The sequence below is a fragment of the Bacillus sp. NPDC077027 genome (assembly GCF_050269555.1).
In the GTDB taxonomy this organism is placed as follows: domain Bacteria; phylum Bacillota; class Bacilli; order Bacillales; family Bacillaceae; genus Bacillus.
Genome location: NZ_JBNNIO010000003.1, coordinates 242529 through 268011, shown reverse-complemented (window position 1 = coordinate 268011; position 25483 = coordinate 242529). Strand labels below are relative to the sequence as shown.

Sequence of the window (25483 nt, the reverse complement as noted above, 5' to 3'; positions counted from 1 at the left end):
AACTAAGCTTAAACCATTCGTTTAAATAAATGATGACCCGCAATAGGAGTGATCCTATTAGCTATTATTAAAAGGAGTAGTCAACATGGTACAATCGTTTAACGCACCTTACGAAGCGGTTGGAGAGGAACTTCTATCGCAACTTGTTGATACTTTTTATGAACGTGTAAAGTGTCATCCTTTGCTGCATCCTATCTTTCCGGATGACTTAAAAGAAACAGCAAGAAAACAAAAACAATTTTTAACTCAATATTTAGGCGGCCCACCACTTTATACAGAGGAGCATGGACACCCGATGTTAAGGGCAAGACATCTTCCCTTTCCGATTACTGAGGAAAGGGCTGACGCATGGCTTGAATGCATGGAGGATGCAATGGATCACGTTGGTTTAAATGGTGATATTCGTGACTTTTTATTTGAACGACTTTCTTTAACAGCACGCCATATGGTGAATCAAACAGCTGAAAAGGATGGACGATCTTGAGCTGCAATCAGCATGATCTGTATTTTTCACATTGTCACGGACATCCTCAAAAACCAATTGAAATTTATGTATTCATCGATCCTCTCAGCCCAGATTGCTGGTTATTAGAGCCGGCAATTAAAAAGTTAAAGATTAAGTATGGTCGTTTTTTTACATTACGTATCATTACGAGTTCAAGTATTAATGCACTCAATCGTAAACGAAAGAAGCATCTTCTGACAGAAGCTTGGGGCAAATTCTCCAATAAACAGCAAGACAAAAAAGAACAAATGCTTTCAGAACAAATTGTGGCTTCACCGTATTTGGCATCACTTGCGCTAAAGGCAGCAGAATTGCAAGGTAGAAAGTGTGGCATGAAATTTTTACGCTTAATTCAAGAAGCATTGTTTTGCCATCAGCAGGATGTGACAAATGAACATGTGTTACTAGAGAATGCCAAAAATGCTGGACTAGATGTTGAAGAATTTCAAAAAGATGTTCATTCACAAAGTGCTGTAAAAGCCCTTAAATGTGATATGAAAATTGCAGCGGAAATGGACGTGTCTGAACTCCCTACTTTCGCCTTTTTTAATACGTTAGAAGGTGATGAAGGGTTAAAGATTTCGGGTGCACATTCATACGATGTATATGAAGAAGTCCTTTTTGAAATGATTGGTGAAAAACCAACACCTTCGGAACATCCGCCACTTGAATGGTTCATTGCTTACTTCCAGTTTGTCGCAGCAAAAGAAATTGCCGTTGTGTATGACCTCACACTGGATCAAGTCGAACGAGAAATGAAAAAGCTTGTGTTCGCTAGAAAAGCAGAGCGTGTGCAAGTACATCAAGAAATGTTCTGGCGATATAAAGAAAATAACGATCAACATCATACAAATTTATATTGTTGTGAAAATGAACATGGGTCCTAACCCATGTTTTTTCACATCCAAAAAGGAACATTTGTTCTATTTCAAGATACGAAGAAACCGCGCCGGGATAAGCGCGGTTTCACTATGTCTTAACGACAACAAAGGGGATGGGAGAAATTTTTCACGGTCAAACAAAGGGGTAATGTTTGTATGTGATTAATTTCACATCTGTAGTATATCAAATTTTGTCGACTTATGACAACCAATATCCTATATGTTCATATTTTTGTCACAAAACATAAGAGGAGTCATTCGTACATATGCTAATAGTAGTGAAGAAATGGAGGTCTATTTATGCGTAGTACATACATTGGACTTACGGCGATAATCTTTTGCTTCTTTCTAAATATACTCGGTTTAATGAAAATGGTTCCGCTCTACCTCACTGCTCCACTATTGTTTGCATCCATTCTGTTCACAGTATATCGGCTGAATCATCGAAAGACCTTCAAAGGTTTTTAAATAGGAGTTGAGTAACAGGAGTTTTCAGTATTGATAAGTAACATCACAAACTGCCTCAGCTCGTCTCATCGGACACCATATGGCTTTCTATTTAAACAGGACTTCTCTTATAGGAGACGTTTTTTTGAATTGAGCTTCAATTGAAGAAAAAACGTTGCACACATCCCTACCCCTAGTCATTCTGAACCATTAAAAAAACAGAAAAACTTCTGCACCTGCATTGAGATCGAAATTATTTGCAGGGCAGAAGTTTACATGACATTTATTCATTCGTTTTGGAAATCAGTTCTTCCATTTCATTGAGCTTTTCTTCAAACAATTTGCAAGCAGCTTCAATCGGTTCTTTGGATGCCATATCGACACCTGCTTTTTTCAGCACATTGATTGGATAGTCAGAGCTACCTGCTTTTAAGAAATCAGTATATCTTTCAACAGCAGGCTTTCCTTCTTCTAATATTTGTTTACTGAGCGCTTGAGCTGCACTATAGCCTGTCGCATATTGGTAAACATAATAATTGTAATAGAAATGAGGAATACGAGACCATTCTAAGCCGATTTCCTTATCAACCACCATACCATCGCCAAAATACTTTTTGTTCAAATCATAGTAAAGGTTAGACATAAATTCTGGGGTTAATGCCTCACCCTCCTGTGCTTTTACATGGATTAAGTGTTCAAATTCAGCAAACATGGTTTGTCTAAACACTGTACCTCTAAAGCCCTCAAGTAAATGATTGAGTACATATAGGCGTTGTTTTTTATCCTCTAGATTGTTTAATAAGTATTCCCCAAGTAAAGCTTCATTTGTTGTAGAAGCTACCTCAGCGACAAAAATACTATAGTTCCCATATGGATATGGTTGATGCTTCCTCGTATAGTAGCTGTGAACTGAGTGCCCAAACTCATGAACAAGTGTAAATAAATTATCAATATTATTCTGCCAGTTCATTAAGATATAAGGATTCGTACCATAACTCCCAGATGAATATGCACCACTTCGTTTTCCTTTATTTTCATACACATCTACCCAGCGGTTTTCTAAACCTTCTTGAAGAATCGATACATATTCCTCTCCTAAAGGAGCCAGCCCTTTTAACATATATTCCTTTGCTTCATCGTACGTTAATTTCATACCAGCATCTTTTACAAGCGGTGTGTACAGATCATAACTGTGAACTTCATCAAGCTGTAAAACCTTTTTACGTAGCTCAATATAGCGATGTAATAAAGGCAAGTATTGATGAACTGTATCAATGAGATTGTCATACACTTCTTCTGGAATACTGTTTCTAGAAAGTGCTGATTCTCTTGCTGATTGATATTTACGTACTTTTGCATAGAAGTTGTCTTTCTTAATTGAACCACTTAACGTAGAAGCAAGCGTATTTTTGTATTGATCGTACGTTTGATAGACAGCTTTGAATGCATGCTTTCTCACATCACGATCATCACTATTTAAAAATGTGATGAAATTGCCATGCGTGATTTTCTTTTCTTCACCATTTTCATCTTTTACAGTAGGGAAAGAAATATCTGCATTGTTAAACATACTAAACGTTGTTGATGCAGATGAGAGCGGTTCAGAAGCTTCTGCTAATAATGCCTCTTGCTCTTCACTTAAGATATGGGGGCGCTCTTTGTTTATTTCTTCAAGAGCATGAGAGTATAGTTTTAACTCTTCTTTCTCAAGAATGAATTGCTGTAGCTTATCCTCTTGAATGGAAAGGATTTCGGGAACAATATAAGCTGACGCACTAGAAAGCTGTGTGAACAAATTTGATGCTTTGTCATTTAGTGCCTGGAATGATGAGTTTGTCGTGTCTTCATCATATTTCATATGGGCATATGTATAAAGCTTACCCAGCTTTTCGGATAATTGATCCTGATATTTTAGGGCTTCATACAATACATCTGCCGAGTGAGCTAACCTGCCTTTGTATTGAGCAAGCTTTGGAATTTGCTTTCTCACGTCCTCAAATTCCTGATTCCATGTCTCGATGCTTTCAAAGATATCTTCAAGACGCCATTTGTTTTCCTCTTTTACTTCATTTCTGTCAGGTAAATGGTTGTTTTTGTTTTGTGAAGTCATATGAATCCCCCTTGCTCTAGATATTTTGGGCCAATCTTTAGGAAAGTGAAATAAATTGGCGTTGTACTTATCTTCTTTGTTTTGAACTATATTTGTCAAATCATATGCAGAAATAATGACCATACAGACTAAAAAAATAAGAAAAAGACGTTTATTTCTTTTCAACAACATCACCACCTTTTTCTTATGATGATCAAAGGGGCGCTGAATCATGCTTGTTAAATAAGAAAGAATCCAATTTCATCACTTCATCTAATGTCAGAATGGGCTTTGTTTTCATTTGTAATCTATACTTACCCGCTTCAGAACACGCTAAAAACCCTTGTTGCACTAATAATGAGACATATACATACAACACTTCCTCAATTTGCTCAGAAGTGATGCATGCATATCGCAGCTTGATTTCACGGTTCATGATACGTTTTTTTATCTCTGTTGTAAGCATTTTGATCGTGAACGAAGAATGCGCCATCTTTCTGACGATAAAATCATATATAAATCCCTGCCACACATAAACAGGACTTGCAAAGATATAGGAGGACGTGATTGGAACAAATACTTCTGGTGGTAAAAAAGAAAATGCAGTGTGGTGATGTGTATAGAAAAGCTGCTGAAGTTTTTTACTTTCATTTGTCAAAATACGAGGTGGTTTGCGCCTAAATTGGCGAACACAAAGGCTCCAATGTTTATGTGTCTGTTTTGGTTTAGGGAGCTGTAGCAAGTCAATGATGCCCTTAAAATGCCGAAGTGAAACAACCCGAATATCGGCACATGTTTTGGTGGACTGAAAAGGAATGATGTGATCAAGATAAATAACAGCTTGAGTGACTGGACAAAAAAACAGTAAGCGCTGCTCTTTAGACAGACGTAACATATGCCAATGAAGCGCAGAAAAAGAAAATAACTGTGATGTCTTTCTTTTTAGACGATTGGCACCAATGAGCCACACTGGAATTGTCTTCTCTTTATGTAACCCAGCAGTTCTTTTTTTAAGCACTTGATAAGATAAGTTTGCGCATTGAAATTCAATCGCATACCTTTTCCCCTGCTCTGTGACTATAACATCCGGTCTTTGTTTAATTGATTGGAAATAAGGCTCAAGTTGAGGCAATTTCCCATTCGTTTTAAGCCAATCATATAATGTCTTTTTGCCTAAATGGTGATAATCTGTTTCGCCTTCACTAGCATGTGGGCATTGATGTTGCTGAATATGCGAGAAATGGTACATTCGATGATCGCCTAATTTCAATCGCACCTCTTTTTTGCACACAGGACAGTAAAATTTGCATGTTCTTCTTGCACGTTCTAGACTTCTCTTAGAATAACGACTTGATAAGTGGATGATCTCCCCATTTTCCGTTAATGCAGTGTACACGAGGCCTCTCTCCTGTCTCTTTGATGACTGCATTATATATTGTTTCATCATCGCTGGCGAACAGTGAAAAAGCCACTTTGTCTTTTGAAAATCAGAAATCAGACCTCGAGTTATGTATAAAAACAGAAAATCCCCCTCCTATTGAGGGGGAAAACAACATGTTATAGAAGTGGTGACAATAGCCTCGCTGTTGATTCAAAAAGCCGAATTCTTAGAGGTCTCTTTGCAAAGTCATCAGGCACAATTTCATGTGAGTGCTCTAAATCTTCTAAGAAATCATTCACTAATTTTTCCGTGCTTTTTGTTTTATATAGAAATGCATTAACTTCGAAATTCAAATGGAAGCTTCTCATATCCATGTTTGCTGTTCCAATTGAGGCAAGTTGATTATCAACAATAATAAATTTGCTATGCATAAACCCTTGATCATATTCATAAATTTTCACATCTGCTTCAAGCAGCTCTGGAAAATACGAGCGCGAAGCATGAAACACAATTCGTTTATCTGGATTTTTTGGTGCAATAATTCTCACATCAACACCACTTAAAGATGCGTTTTTTAACGCTGACAAAATATCGTCATCAGGAACGAAATAAGGTGAGGCAATCCAGATTGACTTCTTCGCAGATATAATCATTGAGAAAAATAGATTTTTAATGACTTCCCACTGTTTGTCCGGACCGCCAGCAATCATTTGTACTCCCTCTGTTGTACTTTCAAGGCTACTGAAATCCTTGAAATACTCAGGACCCGAACATGTTTCATTGGTCATGTAATACCAATCCTGCATAAAAATTTGCTGCAAGTCTCTTACAGCCTCTCCTTTTATCATAAGATGCGTATCACGCCAGAAGCCGTACTGTCTGCTCCTTCCCATGTATTCATCACCAATGTTGAGTCCGCCCACAAAACCAACTTCACCATCAATGACGACAATTTTTCGATGATTACGGAAATTGATTTTATTATTTAGAAGCGGTAGTCTAACAGGTAGGAATGGTACAATTTGCACGCCAGCCTTTTGCAGATCTGCTACATACTGGCGCGAAAGCTTTAAACTACCTACATCATCATACAGAAATCGAACAATAACGCCTTTTTTTGCTTTTTCAATTAAGATATCCTTTAATTCATTGCCAAGCTGATCATGACGCAGGATATAATATTCTAAGTGAATATGGTGTTTTGCCTTTTTGATTTCTTCAAAGATATGAGAAAAAGTTTCCTCTCCATTCGTTAAGACCTTGGAAGAAGTTCGGTACGTGATCGGCGTATGACCAAGGCGGTGAGCCAGTTTAAATAAAAGCTGTTGATGGTCACCCATATGTGTCATTTTTTCAATTGCTTCTCTATGCACATGTTCATCTTCTTGGACAAGTTGTTCATCAAGTATCGCTTTCTTTTCAAATAGTCTGCGTTTTTTAATATTGCGTCCAAAAAAGATATAGAAAAGGAATCCGAATAACGGGAAACTTCCGAGAAGGACAAGCCAAGTAAGCGTTTGAGAGGGATTTCGATTCTCTAGGAAGATGACAAACCCGATAAAAATAATTGATAATGTGAACAGAATACTGATCAAGCTTAAAGCACTTACTGCCAAATCGCCAGCAAATAGCTGAACAATAAAGTAGGCGCCAATCGTAATGATAAGAAAGAATAGAACTTTGACTAAATTTCTCATTTGGTTTCTCCTTGCCGATCTCTTTATATGGCTTTATTGCCGGATGAAAAAAGCCGATTCCTCTATAGAAATCGACTTTTGTTGTTTACGAGAAATGCTGTTGAATCGTTTCAAGGGCATTGTCATTAACAATCAGATGACCATACTCTTGCAGTCTGTGAATGCTGACCACTGATTCTTGTGCATATTCAAGCAGAATACTGAGCTTATTCTCAACTTGCTCATCCGACAAATCCTCGTGAAAGTCAACATATAGATAATAACGGTTTTCAAACGAATATAAACTTGTGGTATATTCCTGCATATTTAATTGAGAAAGGGCAATTAAATCTTCAAAATCATCCAATTTTAATACAAATTGAAGCTGAAGTTTTTTATCCTTCTCATTCATTTCCGCTTCATCCTGCTCTTCTTTATGAAAATCATCGAGCAGTGCGTCCAGACTTTCTTCGTCTGATTGTTGCTTTTTATCTTCTGGTATCGGCAATTCGAGCTTCTGTCCATCTTTAGAAAGTTGGGCTTTTGTCACGACAATCTCCAGACCTTTATCAAGTGCCTGCACTTGAATCCAAAGCGGTCCCTCTACTGCAAATTCTTCTTCTTCGTGCACTTCGTCCATTACTTCCCAGAACAGTTCTTCACTGCGCTCACGATTATACCAAATCTCTTCTCGGTCAAAACCGCGATCTTCGATATCACCGTAGGAAATATAAAATTTAACTGTATGTTCATTAATTCTTTCGATTTCCATTTTGCCAACCTTCCCTTCTATATAAGATGTTGAAGGGACATATAAGCTCCCAATTAATAGTACTTTACTACACTTTACCCGTTCCGTCTATATGTTAACCACCTAAAAGACTGAAGGTATTGCTCTGTACTGTCTATTTTATGATAAAACAGAAATAAAAGAAATAAAAACGCATTTTTTGCAGAGGAAAGTTCAATAAACATATATTTGAATTGTCTTCATATATTGGTTGTACAAGCTTTATATGTGAGGTGAATTGGGTGGCAACTGAGTGGATCGTTTCCTTTTTAATGATTATTGGCATTGATCTAATTTTAGGTGGAGATAACGCTCTTATTATCGCCATGGCGAGTAGACACCTGCCGGATGCAAAGCGAAACAAAGCTATATGGATTGGTACATTTTTAGCAATAGTGATGAGAATCACACTGACTGGTGCTGCTGTTTATTTATTAACCATTCCCTATTTACAATTTATCGGTGGTCTTTTCCTTCTTTATATAGGGTATAACTTGCTCATTGAACAAAAAAAAGAATCTCTCCGTATGAAAAGTAGTAACTCACTGTGGCGAGCTGTTCAAACCATCATCATTGCAGATCTCTTCATGTCATTGGATAATGTGATCGCTGTAGCTGGTGCCGCAAAAGGAAATATGATTCTCACTGCTTGCGGTTTAGCCATATCAGTCCCTATTATTATTTGGGGAAGTAAACTGATTCATACAGCATTGACAAGATTTCCAATTCTTTTATATGGAGGAAGTGCACTACTTGCCTATACAGGAGGAGAAATGATTGTGCGCGATGTAAAATTGAATTCTTTCATGGCACAGCACTCAACTCTAGAGCTTCTTCTTCCTTTTTTAACTGTGGCAACTGTAATTCTTGCGAGTTTGTTTTATGAACAGACAGCTGAAAAGTAAAAAAAGCTACCGAATGATCGGCAGCTTTTCATAATATTAGTTAGCAAGTCTCTGTGCTTCTCTAAGCTGGAATGTACGAACTGTTCTTGGAAGGAAACGTCTAATTTCATCTTCGTTATAGCCAACTTGTAGACGTTTTTCATCTAAGATAATCGGACGTCTTAGAAGACCCGGATGTTCGTTAATCAACTGATACAATTGCTGAAGCGGCATTGACTCAACATTCACATTCAGCTTTTGGAATACTTTAGAACGAGTTGAAATAATTTCATCTGTTCCATCTTCCGTCATACGAAGAATTTCTTTAATTTCATCGATTGAAAGCGGCTCAGAGAAAATATTTCTTTCTTGATAAGGGATATTATGCTCTTCTAACCACGCTCTTGCTTTTCTGCATGATGTACAGCTAGGTGATGTGTATAATGTTACCATAAATCTTCACTCCTCAATTGTTGTAGAATGAAATGATCTGTATTCTCAATTTAAAATTGTTCTAAATAAGTAATCTTTATAGTGATTATACTATAAAAAAGTAAGTGTGAACAGTTTTTCTTGCATTTTTTGTGACAAAAACGAAACAATTTCATTCACATTGATCATTTTTGGTTCTTCGTCATTCTCATTTAGTCCAAATGATCGAAAATGTTTTTCTGTTTTTTGTGTTCGATAACCTCTAACACGTCATCTACATCTTCATACGATGTACCATACCATTTTTCATCTTTATAGGTATGAATTCGTTCGTATGTCTTTCTCATCGCTTCCATCATCTCCGATTCATCATTAGAAGTCGGTGACCAAAAGAGAATTTCCATTTTATTCACTTCGTTTGTTGCGAGTGATCTTCGCTTATATCCAATGGACTCCGCATGTTTAAAATGTTCTCTTTGATAAAACTTTAGGCGTTTTGCAGTATCTTGATTGTCTTCATCAACAGGCTCGACCTCAAGCAAAATCGGTTTGTTTTTCTTTTTTAATTTATGAATGAGCTTTGAGCCGAGACCTTGGCCTCTTGCATCTTTGGAAACAAATAAATAATCAATAAAGATGAAGGAATCAAATTCGGCAAACATCAACACATGATGCGAACCTTCCTCCTTGTGATATATTTCACTTCTTTCCTTTAACAAAGCTTCCATATGCTCTTTTGACTTCATTTCTTCTATCGGGAAATATTCACTGAGCTTTTCATACCAATTCATGGATCTGCTCCTTTTGATAAATTCAAGAAACCACTTCCTTAGATATTCCCGATTTCCTGCTATTTAAACGCCTGTACTAGTAAGACGTGAGAAAAGTCGATGTGGTTTCACTTTTTTTAAAACATCTCTAAAAAAAGGGACTTCACCTTTCTTAAGAAAGCATATTAAATTGTAAAAACCAAAATCATCAATGCTATAAACACTTGAAACATAACAAAAGAAGATCCCTTCTGTTCCTGATTTTTTTTGTGCTGAACGAGAGAATCCCTAGAAAACATGTCTTTATGAAAAATGTATCTCACTGCGGTAGCCGGTCTACATAGCTAATTTCTCCAATTGATTTCCACTAAAAAATACTTGTTTATTTTTCGAAAGAAAGTATTTTAAAGCAGCAGCATACTAAGTCTTAACACATCAGAAAAGAGGGACACATTTTTTGTTTATTTTATAGAACATAAATGCGTTAAACATAAAAAAGCTTGTAGAAAAACATGAGTTTCTCTACAAGCTGATCTTGTCAGACTATTTATTGACCTGCTTTAAGTGCCGCAAATTCTTCATCTGTACAGCTCACAAAGTGTCCTGGTTTGATTTCACGGAACTCTGTGTTCTGACCTTTATGCATAGCTGGATCATATTTAATCCGTTTGCGGGTACGCTCATAATCTGGATCTGGAAGTGGAATCGCAGAAAGCAGCGATTTTGTATACGGATGAAGCGGATTCTCATATAATTCGTTTGCAGGTGCTAGTTCAACTAATTTCCCAAAATACATAACGCCGATACGATCGCTAATATATTTCACCATTGACAAGTCATGTGCAATGAATAAATACGTTAATCCTTTTTCCTTTTGCAAGTCCTTCATTAAGTTAACAACCTGTGCTTGAATTGATACATCAAGGGCTGAAATCGGTTCATCTGCAATGATGAAATCCGGTTCAACCGCTAATGCACGCGCGATTCCAATCCGTTGTCTTTGACCACCAGAAAACTCGTGCGGGTATCTGTTCGCATGCTCTTTGTTTAGACCTACTGTCTCAAGCAATTCGAACACGCGCTGTTTACGTGCCTGTTTTGATTTAGCTAGTGCATGGATATCAATACCTTCAGCAATTATATCAAGCACTGTCATTCTTGGGTTTAATGAAGCATATGGATCTTGGAAGATCATTTGCATTTGGCGATTGAATTCTAGCAGTTTCTGTCTTGACTTCTTGCCATGGACATTCTCTCCCTTATACAAGACTTCACCGTCTGTCGCATCGTATAGCCTGATGATGGAACGTCCTGTAGTAGACTTACCACAACCAGATTCACCTACTAAACCAAGTGTTTCACCTTTATAAATATCAAACGATATTCCGTCCACAGCTTTTACAGTTCCTCTCGCTGTTGGGAAGTGCTGTTTTAAGTTTTTAATTTCTAAAAGTTTCTCTGCCATGCTATTCACCCTCTTTTACTAATACAGGTTTTTCATAGCTACCTTCGAGTTCACGCATTCTCGCCTTGACTGAAGCCGGCGGTTCAACTTTAGGTGCATTTGGATGAAGTAGCCATGATTTTACATAATGCGTATCTGATACTTTAAACATTGGCGGTTCTTGTTCAAAGTCTATTTTCATTGCATATTCGCTTCGGAGTGCAAATGCATCTCCTTTCGGCGGGTTTGTCAAATCTGGAGGTGTACCTGGGATAGCTGTCAGCTTCCCTTCAGCTCCGCCATCTGTATCTAAACTCGGCATTGATGCTAAAAGTCCCCATGTATATGGATGTTTCGGATTGTAGAAAATTTCATCGACAGTACCTGTTTCAACAATTTGCCCTGCATACATGACGGCTACACGATCAGCAACATTGGCGACAACACCTAGATCGTGGGTAATAAAGATAATCGATGTTTCAATCTTTTGCTGAATTTCTTTCATTAATTCTAATATTTGTGCCTGGATCGTTACATCAAGTGCAGTTGTTGGTTCATCAGCAATCAACAGCTTTGGATCTGCCGCTAGTGCCATAGCGATGACAACTCTCTGTCTCATCCCACCACTAAATTCGTGAGGATATTGCTTAATTCTTTTTTCAGGCATTGGAATCCCAACAAGCTCTAATAATTCAATGGCTCTTTTTTCAGCCGCTTCTTTTGAAATTTGTTCGTGCTTAAATAGTACTTCTGTAATTTGCTTCCCGACCTTCATGGTTGGGTTCAGAGAAGTCATTGGATCCTGGAAGATCATAGCAATGTCTTTTCCTCGAATGGTTTGCATTTGTTTTTCCGTTTTCTTGACAATATCTTGTCCATTAAACAGGATCTCTCCGCGCTTGAAATAACCTGGCGGCATCGGAATTAATCTCATGATAGCCTGTGATGTGACACTTTTACCAGAGCCAGACTCACCTACAATAGCAAGTGTCTCGCCTTTATTTAAGTGGAAGTTCACACCACGAATGGCTTGAACCTCTCCACCATATGTTTTAAATGAGATTGCAAGGTCTTTCACCTCAAGAATACGTTCACGTTCCATCCTAATCACTCCTTATTTACGCAATTTCGGATCTAAAGCGTCTCTTAGTCCGTCTCCAACCACGTTAAAACCAAACATTGTTATACAAATAAATGCGGCTGGGAACCATAATCTCCACGGATAGTACGTCATGGCCGGAATCCCGTCAGACGCCATTGTTCCCCAACTTGCTAAAGGCTGAGGTACACCAAGCCCTAGATAGCTTAAGAATGCCTCTGTGAAAATGGCAGAAGGAATCGTTAGCGTCATCGTCACAAGAATTGGCCCCATTGAGTTTGGAATCAAGTGTTTAAATAAAAGTCTAGATGTTTTCGCACCTAATGTTTGTGCTGCAAGAACGTATTCTTGGCTTTTCAATTGCAAAACTTGTCCCCGTACAATACGTGCCATGTTAATCCAACCTACGACTGTCATGGCGAGGATAATCGTTAATAATCCTTTTGGCAGAACAACCATCATTAAGATGACCATTAGTAATGTTGGAATTGCCCATAAAACGTCTGCGATACGCATCATTACTTCATCAGTACGACCGCCTTTGAATGCAGCAATACTTCCCCAGATAATCCCGATGATCACATCCAAAATGGCTGCAGCAAGACCGATGAAGATCGAAATTCTTGCACCTACCCATGTACGAACAAACATGTCTCGACCTAAATCATCCGTACCGAACCAGTGCTCTTTTGATGGTGGCTGGTCTGCATTAAGCAAATTTGTAGTAGAGTAATCATATTTAGAAAACATCGGAACGAAAATCGCCAGCATCACAACAATGAAAATAATTGTAAGCCCAACCATTGCAAGTTTATTTGCACGGAAGCGAAGCATGGCATCTTTCCATAAAGATAGACTAGGTTTAGAAATTTTTTCAGATTCTGCTGCGTCAGCCGTCGCCGGCACAAATAAGTCTTTTCTCATCTCTTCCATGTGTTAGACCCCTTTCTTCGCCTTCGTCAGTTTAATTCTTGGATCGATGATGCCGTATAGGACGTCAACGACTAGAATACTGATTAATAGAATAATACTATAGAAGACTGTGACACCCATGATGACGGTGTAATCACGGTTTGTAATGCTTGTGACAAAGTGAGAGCCTAATCCAGGAATACCAAAAATCTTCTCAACGACAAAACTACCTGTTAAAACCGAAGCTGCCATTGGTCCCATGTATGTAATAACTGGTAACAATGCGTTTCGAATCGCGTGTTTGATCGTAACAGCTGATTTTGTTAATCCTTTCGCCCTAGCCGTTCTAATGTAGTCACTGTTTAGTACTTCAAGCATACTTGACCGTGCAAGTCTAGCGATAAATGCCATTGGCATGAAGGAAAGTGCAATAGAAGGTAGTACGGTGCTTGCCCAAGACTCCCATCCTGCAACTGGGAAAATCGCTAAAAAGCTTGCCTCAGATGCAAATACATATTGTAGTAGCGCCGCTAAAATGAAACTCGGAATCGAGATTCCAAAGATCGTTAAAATGGCAATCGTATAATCTTGCCACTTATTATGATAGAGCGCTGCAAGGACCCCAAACAATACACCAAATGCTAATGCGAGGAGAATTGCCTCAATTCCGAGGGTAAAGGAAACGGGGAATCCAGAACTGATTAAGTCATTTACGGTTTGTCCTTTATATTTAAATGAGGGACCAAAATCTAATTTTGCAACAGAACCTAAGTAGCTTAAATATTGAACAAATAAGGGCTTGTCCAACCCGTAGTGCTCGTTTAGGTTTGCTTCAATTTCAGCAGGAAGTTTCTTCTCTCCAGAGAATGGGCCACCAGGTGCTGCCTGCATGAGAAAGAAAGTTGCAGTTACAATAACAAACAGTGTGATTAAAATATATATTAATCGCTTACCGATATATTTAAGCAACGGAATTGCACCTCCATGATTTTACAACAATTTCTCTAATCAGCAAGAAAGGTATATGGAGAGACATCCTCCATATACCTTAAGATCCTTGCCATAGATCTCTTACATTATGATGCTTACTTTTCGAAATATGCCCATTTATATTGAGCATCACCAAGACCAGATACAACTACACCTTTTAGTTTTGGATCTTTAACCCAAAGTTCAGTATAAAAGTAAATTGGTGCGATTGGCATATCATTTATCAGAATTTTTTCTGCTTTCTTAAGCATTTCTTCACGCTTCGAAGCATCTGTTTCTTTTGCAGAATCATTCAATAATGTTTGATACTCTTTGTTTTCCCATCCAGTATCATTGTTTCCACCGTCTTTATCTTTGTAAAGCTCAAGGAAGTTGACTGGATCGTTAAAATCACCTAACCAGCCCATACGTCCGATTTGGTAATCTCCACTGTGTAGTTTATCAATGTAAACGTTCCACTCAGAGTTATCAAGTTCAACTTTAACACCTAGATTTTTCTTCCACATTTCTTGGACTGCTTGTGCAATCTTCTGATGTGCTTCATCTGTGTTATAGGACAATTTTAATGCTGGAAGATCAGCTGCAGACTTATAACCTAATTCTTTTGCACCTTTTTCAAGAAGTTCTTTAGCAGTTTTTACATCATTATCTTTAAAGTAACCAGTTTTGTTATCAGTAAATCCTTTCATTGTTGGAGGAACGATTGCCATTGCTGGAACCTGTTCACCTTGCGTAATTTTGTCAACAATCGCTTGACGATTGATTGAGTATGCAAGTGCCTTACGGATGTTGGCATTGTTTAAAGGCTTTACTTCTGTGTTGAATTTGTAGTTATAGACACCAGCGATTGTTTGAATTATAAGATCGCCATCTTTTTTCAATGTTTGTAAAGATTCAGTTGGAAGGTTTCCAGTTGGAGAACCCGCCCAATCAAGTTCACCTTTTTTGAACATGCTAAGCTCAGTGTTTGTATCTTTGATCATAGACATGTTAATCTTTTTCAGTTTTACAGTGTCTTTATCCCAGTAATTATCATTCTTTTCAAGCGTGATAGAACCACCATGTTTCCATTTAGAAAGAACGAACGGTCCGTTAGATACGTAGTTTTCACCAGCATTTGTGTACCAGTTTTTGTTCTTTTCAGCCACTTTTTGATTGACTGGCATATAAGTGTAGAATGCAGTAAGTTCAGTAAAGTATGGTGTTGGGTTCTCAAGCTCAACAACAAGCGTTTTATCGTCTTTCGCTTTCACACCAACATCAGCAACTTTTGCTTCACCCTTATTTGCTGCTTCAGCGCCTTTGATATAGTAGAGCTGATAAGCATATTGAGATTCATTTTTAGGATCTAATGCCCATTTCCAAGCATATTCAAAATCTTTCGCTGTAACGGCATCACCATTAGACCATTTTGAATCACGAATTGTAAATGTATATGTTTTACCGTCTTTACTCACTTTAATATCAGAAGCCATTGCATTTTCAGGCTTACCTTCAGCATTGATTCTTGTTAACCCTTCAAAAGTCTGACGAATTACGCCTCCTGAAGTTGAATCATTTGCTAATCCCGGATGTAGAGAAAAAGGCTCGGTTGAGATATTGACATTGAATGTTGTCTTAGCCTTTCCAGAATTGCTCGAGCTGTCGCCTGATTTGTTTCCATTGAAACCACAAGCACTTAATACAAGTGTGAAAATAAGCATTAAACTTATAACAGACCAACGCTTTTTCAACTGTATTCCCCCTTATAATATTATTTTTAGTCCAAAGGTCTCGATAGAAGGTTGGATTCAGAAATAAGAAATAGTATAAAAAAGTCCTAAATTGATTTACTTTCTATTTCTTTTGTTTTTTCTGAATTTTCACTATGTAAGGAGCCTAGCACAAACGTGTGAACAAATTAATTATAATGAATAGAATAATTTATTGCAATATCATTTTCATATATTTTAAAAAAACGTAAATGGGAATAAAGATTGATTTTTATAAACTAAAGTCTCGATTACTTCAACAAATTAAAGCGTAAATACGTTAATATGAATATCCTTCTAATGGGCAAATAATGTTTTATACATATAATTAATCCTTCTTATTTAAAAAAATCTGACAAAAAATTAAAATTTTATATGAAATTTTAATTTCTCACAACATGATGAGAAGGTCACGGCTTCGTGACTTTGCTGCCAAAATCCTTTATAATAGGATAGAATATATTTGCGATGAAGAAGAAGAGTACATATTCTGACCATTTTTCAAGAGAGTCTGCGGTTGGTGTGAGCAGATAGTGGCTAATATGGAATGGGCTTTGGAGCAGCTGACCGAACGCAAACAGTTAGTAGGCTTAGACGGAGCAGACTCCGATATCAACGTCAATGAGTGATTTCTATGTGAAATAACGAGGGTGGTACCACGGTTCATTCGTCCCTTTTCTGATGAAAAGAGACGAGTGGGCCTTTTTATATTGAAGAAAAGAGGTTTTAACATGACGAAGAAAACAATTTTTTCAGGTATTCAGCCTAGTGGTTCCATAACATTAGGAAATTATATTGGTGCCATGAAGCAATTTGTCGACTTACAGCATGATTATAATGGATACTTTTGTGTCGTCGATCAGCATGCAATCACTGTTAATCAGGATCGATTAACGCTTCGTAAAAATATTCGGAGTCTCGCTGCTCTTTACCTGGCAGTTGGTCTTGATCCGGAGAAAGCCACATTATTTATTCAATCAGAAGTTCCTGCCCATGCCCAAGCAGGATGGATGCTGCAATGTGTTGCTTATATTGGTGAACTTGAGAGAATGACACAATTTAAGGATAAGTCTGCTGGGAAAGAAGCTGTGGTGTCAGGCCTATTGACCTATCCTCCTTTGATGGCTGGAGATATCCTACTTTACAGCACTGATTTGGTCCCTGTCGGTGAGGATCAAAAACAGCATCTCGAGTTAACAAGAACGTTGGCTGAACGTTTTAATAAAAAGTATAATGACATCTTTACCGTTCCTGAGGTAAAAATACCGAAGGAAGGTGCTCGGATTATGTCTCTGGCAGATCCAACGAAAAAAATGAGTAAATCTGATCCAAATCTAAAATCATTTATTACATTATTAGATGAACCAAAACTGCTTGAGAAAAAAATTAAAAGTGCCGTCACTGATTCTGAAGGGATCGTCAAATACGATAAAGAAAACAAACCAGGTGTTTCTAATCTCTTAACGATCTATTCTGTCTTAAGTAACACATCCATTGAAAGCCTTGAACAAAAATATGAAGGTAAAGGCTACGGAGAATTTAAAGGCGATTTAGCACAGGTTGTCATTGATGCTTTAAAGCCTCTTCAAGATCGTTATGATGAGCTTATTGAATCAGAAGAGCTAGACCATATTCTAGACGAAGGTGCTGAGAAAGCAAACCATGTAGCGAGTAAAATGCTAAAGAAAATGGAAAATGCAATGGGTCTCGGTCGAAAACGCAAATAAAACAAGCTTGCAGCATTTGCTGCAAGCTCTTCTTATATTAATTAACCTTCGATTCATTTTCCAGTTCCCATAGCTTTTCAAAGAATGGCTGTCCCTTGATCATTTTTTCGCAAAATGCCAAATGATTCTCTGACCAACCATCAAGTGTTTCGTTATAAAGCATATCCCATATTTCTTCAAATGACATCCGCTTGATTTGCTTATACATACGTGGATTCCATTCTGTGTACCAATAAGCAATTTCCGCACGGTTTTTCAGCCCCTTTAATTGATCTAGGGCCATAAACATCAGTTGTTTTAGCTGTCTTTCTTTTCTCGTTAAACCACTAATATGTTTTGGTGATAAAGATAAAATGTGATATTCCTTAGAAGACGCTAATTCCTCTGGTGTAAAATCAAACTCTTCTGCTTTCACATCTTTCACCATCTCATACACAAGCTGCTCCTGCCTCGGAATGAGGCGACTCTTTCTTACAGGTATCGAGTAACCGATCGTATCAATGGCTATAATACGCATTCCATCAGTAACGACAAAACAATATTCTAACTTTTTTCTTTCATGATTTTTACGAATATATGCCTTTTCAAAAACTGCTTCCAAAAGCGCCTTCGGTAGCTCTGATAAATCATTTTCTATGTACTCAAATAGAGTGTTCTGTATTTTCAACAGTGGAACCTGATCTAATAACTCAACACTATCCTCTTTGCGCCATTCATGAAAATGACAAACATTGTACCCGTTCTCTTCCCCTTCAAACCAATTCACCCATACGTCATGAAGAAATAACATAACCAATCCCTCACTTTTTAAAAACTGTTGTCCACAGTATGGGCAAGGGATAGAGAAATTATTCCAACTTTATTAAACTTCAAGCTGAGTGGCTGACGGTTTGCTTTTATTTTTTTTCGTCACAGTTAATAGTGCGGAAAAACCTTTCATCCGTATTGACAATAAACTGATCTATTGTTACTTAAGCAATGCAGATTACTTTAACTTTTTAGGATCAAGAGCATCTCTTAGCCCATCTCCTAGAAAATTGAAGCATAATACGGTTAGCAGGATCAATAGGCCTGGGAACAGTGGATACCACCATGCCTGCACCATAATTGAAAAATTTTGCGCATCTTGTAGCATATTTCCCCAGCTTGGTGTCGGAGGTTGGATACCAAACCCTAAATAGCTTAACGTAGACTCAGCAAGAATGACTGTACCTATTTTAAGCGTTGCCGATACAATGATCGGTCCAAGACAATTAGGTAAGATATGCGAAAAGATAATGACATGGTTTTTTGTACCTATCGTTCGTGCTGCTAATACAAACTCTCTTGTTCTGAGTGATAAAAATTCACTTCGAATTAGACGTGCTGTTGTTGTCCATCCTGTTAGTGCAAAGATCAGAATAAGCTTATCAACCCCTGGTCTAAAAATGGTGACAAGTGTAATCAATAGAAAGATATCAGGAATGGATAACACGACATCGACTAATCGCATGAGTATAGAATCGACCCATCCTTTAAAATACCCTGCGATTGCCCCAACTACTGTTCCAATCGTTATCGCACCAAGGACAGATACAAAACCGACTAAAAGAGAAATTCTTGCCCCATATAACACTCTTGAGTAAATATCTCTGCCAAATTTATCTGTTCCCATTAAATGTTCTGAACTTGGGGGCATCAATTTTTTAAGCAAATCCTGTTGCTCCGGAGAATATGGTGCGATAACCGGTGCGAAGATGGCAGAAAAAATAATCACGAACAGGATAAATGTCCCTACAACGGCAAGTTTATTTTTAAAAAACTTCTCACAAAATAGACGTAGCATCGTTTCCGGTTTGCTAGGCAGGCTTTCCTTTAATTTGATGTCAGCAGGAGGTGGTCCGATATTTGGTTGCGCCAAGTCCGTTCAGCTCCTTTCTAATACTCGATTCGTGGATCAACCATTGCATATAAAACATCCGCTATTAGATTTCCGACCACAACGAGCACCGCAGAGATAACGGTCATGGCCATGATGACAGGATAGTCTCTCGAAAAGGCTGAATCAATAAACAATTTTCCAAGGCCAGGCCATGTGAAAATTTGCTCAACAACAACCGCACCGCCAATAAAAGAGGGAATCATCAGACCAAAGATTGTAATAACTGGCATAAGTCCATTTCTTAATCCATGCTTATAGATGACCCTATTTTCTCTAAAGCCCTTCGCTCTTGCTGTACGGATATAATCCTGTTGCATCACATCTAACATGCTTGATCTCGTATATCTCGTTAACCCCGCCATATCAGCTGTGGCAAGCACAAATGCTGGCAAAATCAAATGGTGGATTCGATCAAACAGGCTAAAATCTGTGTTGAGCGTCGCAACCCCGCCTGTTGGAAACCAGCCTAAGTTGACAGAAAGAATCATAATGAGAATAAGACCAAACCAAAAATTCGGAATAGCCAGTCCAAGGAAGGATGTAAAGGTAATTCCGTAGTCGAGCTTTGTATACGGACGTTTCGCAGAAAGAACACCAAATGGAATCGCAATAATGAGCGCAACAATTGTGGAAAAAATCATGAGGATGAGGGTATTAGGTAGCCTTGAAAAAATTAAATCGGCCACTGGGGTTCCCTTTTTGACGATGGATGTACCAAAATCGCCTTGCAACATATTGCCAAGCCACTTCATGTACTGCACGTATTCAGGATCATTCAGACCATATTTTTCAATAAATGCTTCACGATCTGCCGCACTAATGGTTGGGTCCATCATGAGTGACATCGGATCACCTGGTGCTGCCTTCATAATCGCAAAGGATAAAATGGTGATACCAAAAAGGATCGGTATTGAGAGCAAAGTCCTTCTGATGATATATGTAATCATTTGCACGACTCCTTTTTTCAACGTATTGCCAACCTCGTGTTAAAAAAGGGGAGAGAACTCCCCTTCTTCACTGCATTTCTACTTTTCAATCCACCATTTTTCAATTTTGTAATACTCATCTTTCGGGTGGTAAGAGTAGCCTTGGAGATTAGTAGGCATCGCACGATGAGAGTTCGCATAGTAAAGGAACGTGTATGGCTGATCTTCAGCAATCAGCTCATAGATTTTTTCATAAGCTTTTGAATACTCCTTACGATCACTAATTGATTTTGCTTCGACTAGCAATTTATCAACCTCTTCGTTTTTATACCAAACATTGTTCAAACCTTTTTCAGACTGACTTGAGTGAAAGATCGTATTTTGATCAGGGAAAGTGGCTAGGCTCCATCCTAGAAGCAATGCGTCAAAGTCCCACTTCGGAGGTGTTGTTTGTTCAATAAGTGCACTAAATTCAACAATTTGCGGCTTTGCTTCTACTCCTATTTCTTTTAGCTGTTGCTGAACAACAACCGCGATGTCCTCACGTACTTTGTTTCCTTGATTTGTTTTGATCACGAAGGAGAATTTTTTTCCGTCTTTATCAAGGTAACCATCTCCGTCAGTATCTTCCCAGCCCTCTTCTTTTAAAATCTTTTTTGCTTTTTCTTTGTCATATTCAAACACTGGTACATTTTCATTTTTAGGGTAGTTCCAAGAAAGTGGACTTTCCGGAATATTCGCTACTTTTCCGTCTCCATTTAATACTTGGTCTACAATGGTTTGGCGGTCAATTGCATGCGTAAGTGCTTGGCGCACTTTTTTACTTTTAAATAATTCATTCTTTTGGTTCCAGCCAATATAAGAATAGTTCAAACCAAGATCAGATTCGATCTTCACTTGACTATTTTTTTCAGCAGTTGCTAGTTCAGCACCCGGTACTGCAAAGAAATCAATATCACCTGCTGATAGCTGTGCAATGGCAGCATTTTGATCAGGGATCGTTTTAATCGTGACGGTATCAATGTATGGGCGACCATCCCAATAGTCATCAAATGCTTCAAGCTTTACATAATCGCCCTCTTTCCACTCTGCAAACTTGAAAGGACCTGATCCGATAGGATTCTTTCGGTTAAATTCATTCTCACCTAAATCCTTAATCGGGACCTCACCTAAAATATGCTTAGGCAAAATACCGTAGCTTCCGAGTGTTACATTATAAAAATAGGGATCTTGTTTATTTAATTTGAATTGAACTGAATAATCGCCAGTCTTTTTTACTGATTCTAACACTTCAAAGCCTGAACCGCGTTCACCATTGTAATTTTTATCAATTGGAATGCTGTATGTAAACACAACATCATCTGCGGTCAATTCTTTACCATCGTGGAATTTGACTCCTTTTCGAATGGTCACATCATACTGCTTGCCATCATCAGATTCCTTAATATCCTCTGCTAAGGCAAACTGCGGGTTTAATTTCCCATCCGTTTCAAGCAAAAAGCTGTAGAGCCTATTTTCTATATCTGCACTTGCTACATCAGTAGAGTATAAAGAGTTAAATAAAGTGGGTTCACTAATTGATCCGATAACAAGATCACCGCCTTGGACTGGCTTTCCAGTCGATTCTTTGGCATTGTCTCCCGATGTTTTATTTCCCCCTGAGCAAGCTGCTAGTATCAGTGTAAAGATCAGCAATAGACTGACCAAAAATGTGTGCTGATTTGAAACTTTCATTTGAATTCCCCCTCATCGTTCATTTTTTAATAAAATCTGTTTCACTAGTCGCTTGCATCCCCCCTCTCACATTGAGGTTATCCGTCATTATGCGTTGTAGAGGTGGCAGGCAACAAAGTGATTCGTTTTCAATTCTTGAAACGTTGGTACGCTTTCTTTACATATGCTTTTCGCTTGTGGGCATCTTGTATGGAAGACACATCCTTTAGGCGGATTTGCTGGACTCGGTAAATCCCCTTGCAAGATAATGCGTTCTCTTTTGACTTGGCCCTTTTTCCTTGTGACTGGAACTGAAGAAAGAAGTGCTTTTGTATATGGATGGAGAGGGTCATCATAGAGACTATGTTTATCTGCAAGCTCCATCATCTTGCCTAAATACATGACACCTACTCGGTCACTAATATGCCGAACAACACTTAAGTCATGAGAAATAAATAAATATGTGAGCTGAAATTCATTCTGAAGCTCTTGCATGAGATTGATGACTTGAGCTTGAATCGACACATCCAATGCAGATACTGGCTCATCTGCAATGATCATCTCTGGATTCATCGCAAGTGCTCGGGCAATACCGATTCGTTGTCTCTGCCCTCCAGAAAATTCATGTGGATAGCGGTTTGCATAGCTTGGATGAAGACCCACTTTTGCTAGTAAGTGTTCTACTTTTTCATTTCGTTCTTTGAAAGTATATAGGTTGTGAGTTTTGTAGGGTTCTTTGATGATACTGCGAAGTGTTTTTCTAGGATTGAGTGAAGCATAGGGATCTTGAAAGACCATTTGAATGTTTTTTCTTGTGGATTGTCTTAATTTCGACTCAGATAGTTCGGAAATATCTTGCCCTTTAAATAAAATTTGTCCATCTGTTGGTTTGTACAAGCGGATCATCGTTCGGCCTAAAGTAGATTTTCCACAGCCTGATTCGCCGACAATTCCCAGTGTCTCACCCCTATGGATCTTGAGGTCAATTCCATCAACTGCTTTGACAGCACCTACTGTGCGCTGGAGAATGCCTGCTTTGATTGGAAAGTGCTTTTTCACATTTTTGATTTCCAGAATGATCTCTTTTGGAACTGGCTCAATGAGATTGTGTTGATTCTCAGCTAGCGTCATCTTGACTTACACCCTCCTCCTCATGTAAAAAACATCTGACCGCTCTTCCATTTTCAAATGTTTTCAGCTTGGGCAAATCGTTCATGCATTTTTCCATAGCCTTTGGACATCTTGGGGCAAAGCGGCACCCTGGTGGAAGCTGATCGGGAGCAGGTACATTTCCTTCTATCGCCATTAATTGATGAATTTCACCGTCTATGACAGGAATCGAATTGAGCAGCCCTTCGGTATACGGGTGAAGCGGATGGTCAAATAGTTCTTCCACTGTACCGTTTTCAACGACCTGCCCAGAGTACATGACAATGACACGATCACACACTTCAGAAACAACACCTAAATCATGTGTAATTAATAAGATAGACGTACCTAGCTTGGTGCATAAATCTTTCATAAGAGCGAGCACTTGAGCCTGTATGGTTACATCAAGTGCAGTCGTTGGCTCATCTGCAATGAGAAGCTTCGAATCACAGCTTAGAGCAATCGCAATCATCACACGCTGACGCATCCCACCAGATAGTCGATGTGGATAATCCTTCATCAATTGTTCTGCTCGTGAAAAACCAACAAGCTTTAACAATTCAACTGCTTTTCGATTTGCTTCTTTTTTTGAAAGGTTTTTATGATAAATGAGGATTTCAGTCATTTGTTCGCCTATGGTTAACACTGGATTTAATGAGGTCATCGGCTCTTGGAAGATCATCGATACTTCATTCCCACGGATTTTGCATAATTCTTTTTCAGCATATGTAACAAGATCTCTGCCCTCAAGTTTAATCGATCCATCTATAATTTTGCCTCCTGAGCCTTTAATCAGGCCCATAATTGACAAGGATGTAATACTTTTTCCCGATCCAGACTCACCGACAAGTGCTACCGTTTCTCCTTTTTTTATCGTAAAATCTACACCATCAACAGCGGGTATAGGTTCTTTTTTTCTGAAGAAATATGTTTTTAAGTTCTGCACTTCAAGTAGCGTGCTCATTCATTCGCTCCTTTCTCATTAGATAAAAAGAACTGAATAAAAAATTCCATCTTTTTAGAATAAAGTGAATTATCATAAAATTTTATATTTGTATATTATTACATTGTCATTACAAAATCAAGAAGTATTTAGTAAAATTGTAATATGGATCTTTTTATGTTATTTATTAACTACTCTAAAGCACTACCTCTAAAAAGGACTCAGATGGCTCTGAAATAAAGGCTTTTTCTGTTGCTCGGTGCTGCTCGAAATATTTTTTCACAATATTGAAGCCAACCGTATACCCCAGCATTTTTGGATAATTCCCTTTTCCATAAAGCAAGTTCTGTATCAGCCTTTCGTCCGTATGGACCTTTGTGTGCAAATGACCGTATACCCATTTTTTGTACATGCGTTTAATCTGACTTTCATCATACAGTGTTGTCCATTTAGCGGTATAGTCTTCTCCATACCTATGATAAACAGCATATTCGGCCAAACCTTCCATGATGATTGTATCAAGGAATGTAAAATCTTTTTCTTCTTTCGTTAGAAAATGCAACCGGCAAACATGGTGATACTCATGTGTTAGTAATGCGCCTACTCGTTTTTTCGGTGTGTTTGGAGATAAAAACAAAAACGTTTTATCCTTAAATGCGAGACCTGACTGATAAAAAAATTGTTCTCTTATCTCTTTACTTTTTTCATCAACAGGTAGGATGAATATAGGAATATTTGGACCATACCAGCGTTTTTGTAGGATCTTATATTCCTTTAACACCAAATGAAAAAAGCCTTTTTCTTTTAGTTCATCCATCATGCGTTTTGAACTTGCCCATGATTTTGTCATACCATGTCCTTGTAGATGTGACAGGAGAGATGACCAATCTTTTTCTTCCATCCCTTCAAAATATGGCACCATTTGTGTCATCAGCTCTTGAAACGAAGCTGACTTTTTCACGAGATGTTGTGTATTGATGAGCCCCATTCTATCTGCACCTCCTTTTCTAACATATGCAAAAAAGCGGCTATCCGTTTATGGATAACCGCCTT

At 38.2% G+C, this 25483-nt stretch carries 23 protein-coding genes, 1 pseudogene and 1 other annotated feature; of the genes and pseudogenes, 5 read left to right on the top strand and 19 right to left on the bottom strand.

Annotation, left to right across the window (positions count from 1 at the left end; genetic code table 11):
* Positions 1–85 precede the first annotated feature (85 nt).
* From ACQKEZ_RS11765 to ACQKEZ_RS11755, 3 genes are all read left to right on the top strand, one after another.
* Positions 86–484, top strand: a complete 399-nt coding sequence (locus tag ACQKEZ_RS11765; protein WP_427300980.1) for a thiol management oxidoreductase — start codon at positions 86–88, stop codon at positions 482–484.
* Positions 481–1392 (top strand): ClpXP adapter SpxH family protein, encoded by a 912-nt coding sequence (locus ACQKEZ_RS11760; protein ID WP_427300979.1) that lies wholly within the window; start codon positions 481–483, stop codon positions 1390–1392. Before ACQKEZ_RS11765 ends, ACQKEZ_RS11760 begins: the two co-directional genes overlap by 4 nt.
* Before the next feature lie 294 nt (positions 1393–1686).
* Positions 1687–1854 (top strand): hypothetical protein, encoded by a 168-nt coding sequence (locus tag ACQKEZ_RS11755; protein ID WP_427300978.1) that lies wholly within the window; start codon positions 1687–1689, stop codon positions 1852–1854.
* A 262-nt stretch (positions 1855–2116) separates the two neighbouring features.
* Here the strand turns inward: ACQKEZ_RS11755 and pepF are convergent, their stop codons facing one another.
* The 5 genes and pseudogenes from pepF to ACQKEZ_RS11730 all read right to left on the bottom strand — a co-directional run.
* Positions 2117–3943 carry an oligoendopeptidase F gene (gene pepF / locus ACQKEZ_RS11750; protein WP_427300976.1) on the bottom strand — a complete coding sequence of 609 codons (1827 nt, stop codon included), beginning with the start codon at positions 3941–3943 and terminating at the stop codon, positions 2117–2119.
* Between the two features lie 193 nt (positions 3944–4136).
* Positions 4137–5318, bottom strand: coding sequence for a competence protein CoiA (locus tag ACQKEZ_RS11745; RefSeq protein ID WP_427300974.1), 1182 nt, complete (start codon positions 5316–5318; stop codon positions 4137–4139).
* Between the two features lie 161 nt (positions 5319–5479).
* Positions 5480–7000 carry a cardiolipin synthase gene (gene cls / locus ACQKEZ_RS11740; RefSeq protein WP_427300972.1) on the bottom strand — a complete coding sequence of 507 codons (1521 nt, stop codon included), beginning with the start codon at positions 6998–7000 and terminating at the stop codon, positions 5480–5482.
* Positions 7001–7085: 85 nt separating this feature from the next.
* Positions 7086–7751 carry an adaptor protein MecA gene (mecA, locus tag ACQKEZ_RS11735; protein ID WP_427300970.1) on the bottom strand — a complete coding sequence of 222 codons (666 nt, stop codon included), beginning with the start codon at positions 7749–7751 and terminating at the stop codon, positions 7086–7088.
* Positions 7721–7838: pseudogene (locus ACQKEZ_RS11730) on the bottom strand (hypothetical protein); the annotation flags it as partial. The pseudogene ACQKEZ_RS11730 and the gene mecA, both read right to left, overlap by 31 nt.
* A 173-nt stretch (positions 7839–8011) precedes the next feature.
* Between ACQKEZ_RS11730 and ACQKEZ_RS11725 the strand changes: the two are divergent.
* Entirely contained in the window at positions 8012–8674 is a 663-nt protein-coding gene (locus ACQKEZ_RS11725) for a TerC family protein (RefSeq protein WP_427300968.1), read from the top strand.
* A 36-nt stretch (positions 8675–8710) separates the two neighbouring features.
* Here ACQKEZ_RS11725 and spxA read toward each other — a convergent pair whose 3' ends face one another.
* The 7 genes from spxA to ACQKEZ_RS11690 all read right to left on the bottom strand — a co-directional run bounded on the left by spxA (position 8711) and on the right by ACQKEZ_RS11690 (position 16033).
* Complete coding sequence (spxA, locus tag ACQKEZ_RS11720) at positions 8711–9106, bottom strand: transcriptional regulator SpxA (RefSeq protein WP_427300966.1); 396 nt, start codon at positions 9104–9106, stop codon at positions 8711–8713.
* Positions 9107–9297: 191 nt separating this feature from the next.
* The gene (locus ACQKEZ_RS11715; protein ID WP_427300964.1) at positions 9298–9876 is read right to left on the bottom strand and encodes a GNAT family N-acetyltransferase; all 579 of its coding nucleotides are present in this window, start codon (positions 9874–9876) and stop codon (positions 9298–9300) included.
* Between the two features lie 526 nt (positions 9877–10402).
* Entirely contained in the window at positions 10403–11320 is a 918-nt protein-coding gene (locus ACQKEZ_RS11710) for an ABC transporter ATP-binding protein (protein WP_427300962.1), read from the bottom strand.
* A 1-nt stretch (position 11321) separates the two neighbouring features.
* On the bottom strand, positions 11322–12401 hold the full coding sequence (locus ACQKEZ_RS11705; protein WP_427300960.1) for an ABC transporter ATP-binding protein: 1080 nt from the start codon (positions 12399–12401) through the stop codon (positions 11322–11324).
* A gap of 12 nt (positions 12402–12413) precedes the next feature.
* Positions 12414–13331 carry an ABC transporter permease gene (locus ACQKEZ_RS11700; protein WP_427300958.1) on the bottom strand — a complete coding sequence of 306 codons (918 nt, stop codon included), beginning with the start codon at positions 13329–13331 and terminating at the stop codon, positions 12414–12416.
* A 3-nt stretch (positions 13332–13334) separates the two neighbouring features.
* The gene (locus ACQKEZ_RS11695) at positions 13335–14279 is read right to left on the bottom strand and encodes an ABC transporter permease (protein WP_427300956.1); all 945 of its coding nucleotides are present in this window, start codon (positions 14277–14279) and stop codon (positions 13335–13337) included.
* A gap of 116 nt (positions 14280–14395) precedes the next feature.
* Positions 14396–16033 (bottom strand): peptide ABC transporter substrate-binding protein, encoded by a 1638-nt coding sequence (locus tag ACQKEZ_RS11690; RefSeq protein ID WP_427300954.1) that lies wholly within the window; start codon positions 16031–16033, stop codon positions 14396–14398.
* A 477-nt stretch (positions 16034–16510) separates the two neighbouring features.
* Positions 16511–16729 (top strand) — a binding site (T-box leader).
* Between the two features lie 53 nt (positions 16730–16782).
* Between ACQKEZ_RS11690 and trpS the strand changes: the two genes are divergently transcribed.
* The gene (gene trpS / locus ACQKEZ_RS11685) at positions 16783–17778 is read left to right on the top strand and encodes a tryptophan--tRNA ligase (RefSeq protein WP_427300952.1); all 996 of its coding nucleotides are present in this window, start codon (positions 16783–16785) and stop codon (positions 17776–17778) included.
* Positions 17779–17815: 37 nt separating this feature from the next.
* Here the strand turns inward: trpS and ACQKEZ_RS11680 are convergent, their stop codons facing one another.
* The 7 genes from ACQKEZ_RS11680 to ACQKEZ_RS11650 form a co-directional block, all read right to left on the bottom strand.
* A complete protein-coding gene (locus tag ACQKEZ_RS11680) occupies positions 17816–18568 on the bottom strand; it encodes a YjbA family protein (protein ID WP_427300950.1) in 753 nt (250 codons plus the stop codon).
* Positions 18569–18763: 195 nt separating this feature from the next.
* Entirely contained in the window at positions 18764–19603 is an 840-nt protein-coding gene (gene opp4C, locus ACQKEZ_RS11675; protein ID WP_427301919.1) for an oligopeptide ABC transporter permease, read from the bottom strand.
* 92 nt (positions 19604–19695) lie between these two features.
* Positions 19696–20646 (bottom strand): ABC transporter permease, encoded by a 951-nt coding sequence (locus tag ACQKEZ_RS11670; RefSeq protein ID WP_427300948.1) that lies wholly within the window; start codon positions 20644–20646, stop codon positions 19696–19698.
* Between the two features lie 78 nt (positions 20647–20724).
* Positions 20725–22359 carry a peptide-binding protein gene (locus ACQKEZ_RS11665; protein ID WP_427300946.1) on the bottom strand — a complete coding sequence of 545 codons (1635 nt, stop codon included), beginning with the start codon at positions 22357–22359 and terminating at the stop codon, positions 20725–20727.
* 87 nt (positions 22360–22446) lie between these two features.
* Positions 22447–23469 (bottom strand): ABC transporter ATP-binding protein, encoded by a 1023-nt coding sequence (locus tag ACQKEZ_RS11660; RefSeq protein ID WP_427300944.1) that lies wholly within the window; start codon positions 23467–23469, stop codon positions 22447–22449.
* Positions 23456–24451 (bottom strand): ABC transporter ATP-binding protein, encoded by a 996-nt coding sequence (locus ACQKEZ_RS11655; protein ID WP_427300942.1) that lies wholly within the window; start codon positions 24449–24451, stop codon positions 23456–23458. Before ACQKEZ_RS11655 ends, ACQKEZ_RS11660 begins: the two co-directional genes overlap by 14 nt.
* Before the next feature lie 175 nt (positions 24452–24626).
* Entirely contained in the window at positions 24627–25418 is a 792-nt protein-coding gene (locus ACQKEZ_RS11650; protein WP_427300940.1) for a DUF2268 domain-containing protein, read from the bottom strand.
* Between the last annotated feature and the right edge of the window lie 65 nt (positions 25419–25483).

Coding starts and splice junctions, on each gene's coding strand:
- ACQKEZ_RS11765 (WP_427300980.1), top strand. CDS start 86: ATGGTACAATCGTTTAACGCACCTTACGAAGCGGTTGGAGAGGAACTT.
- ACQKEZ_RS11755 (WP_427300978.1), top strand. CDS start 1,687: ATGCGTAGTACATACATTGGACTTACGGCGATAATCTTTTGCTTCTTT.
- pepF (WP_427300976.1), bottom strand. CDS start 3,943: ATGACTTCACAAAACAAAAACAACCATTTACCTGACAGAAATGAAGTA.
- cls (WP_427300972.1), bottom strand. CDS start 7,000: ATGAGAAATTTAGTCAAAGTTCTATTCTTTCTTATCATTACGATTGGC.
- mecA (WP_427300970.1), bottom strand. CDS start 7,751: ATGGAAATCGAAAGAATTAATGAACATACAGTTAAATTTTATATTTCC.
- spxA (WP_427300966.1), bottom strand. CDS start 9,106: ATGGTAACATTATACACATCACCTAGCTGTACATCATGCAGAAAAGCA.
- ACQKEZ_RS11715 (WP_427300964.1), bottom strand. CDS start 9,876: ATGAATTGGTATGAAAAGCTCAGTGAATATTTCCCGATAGAAGAAATG.
- ACQKEZ_RS11710 (WP_427300962.1), bottom strand. CDS start 11,320: ATGGCAGAGAAACTTTTAGAAATTAAAAACTTAAAACAGCACTTCCCA.
- ACQKEZ_RS11705 (WP_427300960.1), bottom strand. CDS start 12,401: ATGGAACGTGAACGTATTCTTGAGGTGAAAGACCTTGCAATCTCATTT.
- ACQKEZ_RS11700 (WP_427300958.1), bottom strand. CDS start 13,331: ATGGAAGAGATGAGAAAAGACTTATTTGTGCCGGCGACGGCTGACGCA.
- trpS (WP_427300952.1), top strand. CDS start 16,783: ATGACGAAGAAAACAATTTTTTCAGGTATTCAGCCTAGTGGTTCCATA.
- ACQKEZ_RS11680 (WP_427300950.1), bottom strand. CDS start 18,568: ATGTTATTTCTTCATGACGTATGGGTGAATTGGTTTGAAGGGGAAGAG.
- opp4C (WP_427301919.1), bottom strand. CDS start 19,603: ATGCTACGTCTATTTTGTGAGAAGTTTTTTAAAAATAAACTTGCCGTT.
- ACQKEZ_RS11670 (WP_427300948.1), bottom strand. CDS start 20,646: ATGATTACATATATCATCAGAAGGACTTTGCTCTCAATACCGATCCTT.
- ACQKEZ_RS11665 (WP_427300946.1), bottom strand. CDS start 22,359: ATGAAAGTTTCAAATCAGCACACATTTTTGGTCAGTCTATTGCTGATC.
- ACQKEZ_RS11660 (WP_427300944.1), bottom strand. CDS start 23,469: ATGACGCTAGCTGAGAATCAACACAATCTCATTGAGCCAGTTCCAAAA.
- ACQKEZ_RS11655 (WP_427300942.1), bottom strand. CDS start 24,451: ATGAGCACGCTACTTGAAGTGCAGAACTTAAAAACATATTTCTTCAGA.
- ACQKEZ_RS11650 (WP_427300940.1), bottom strand. CDS start 25,418: ATGGGGCTCATCAATACACAACATCTCGTGAAAAAGTCAGCTTCGTTT.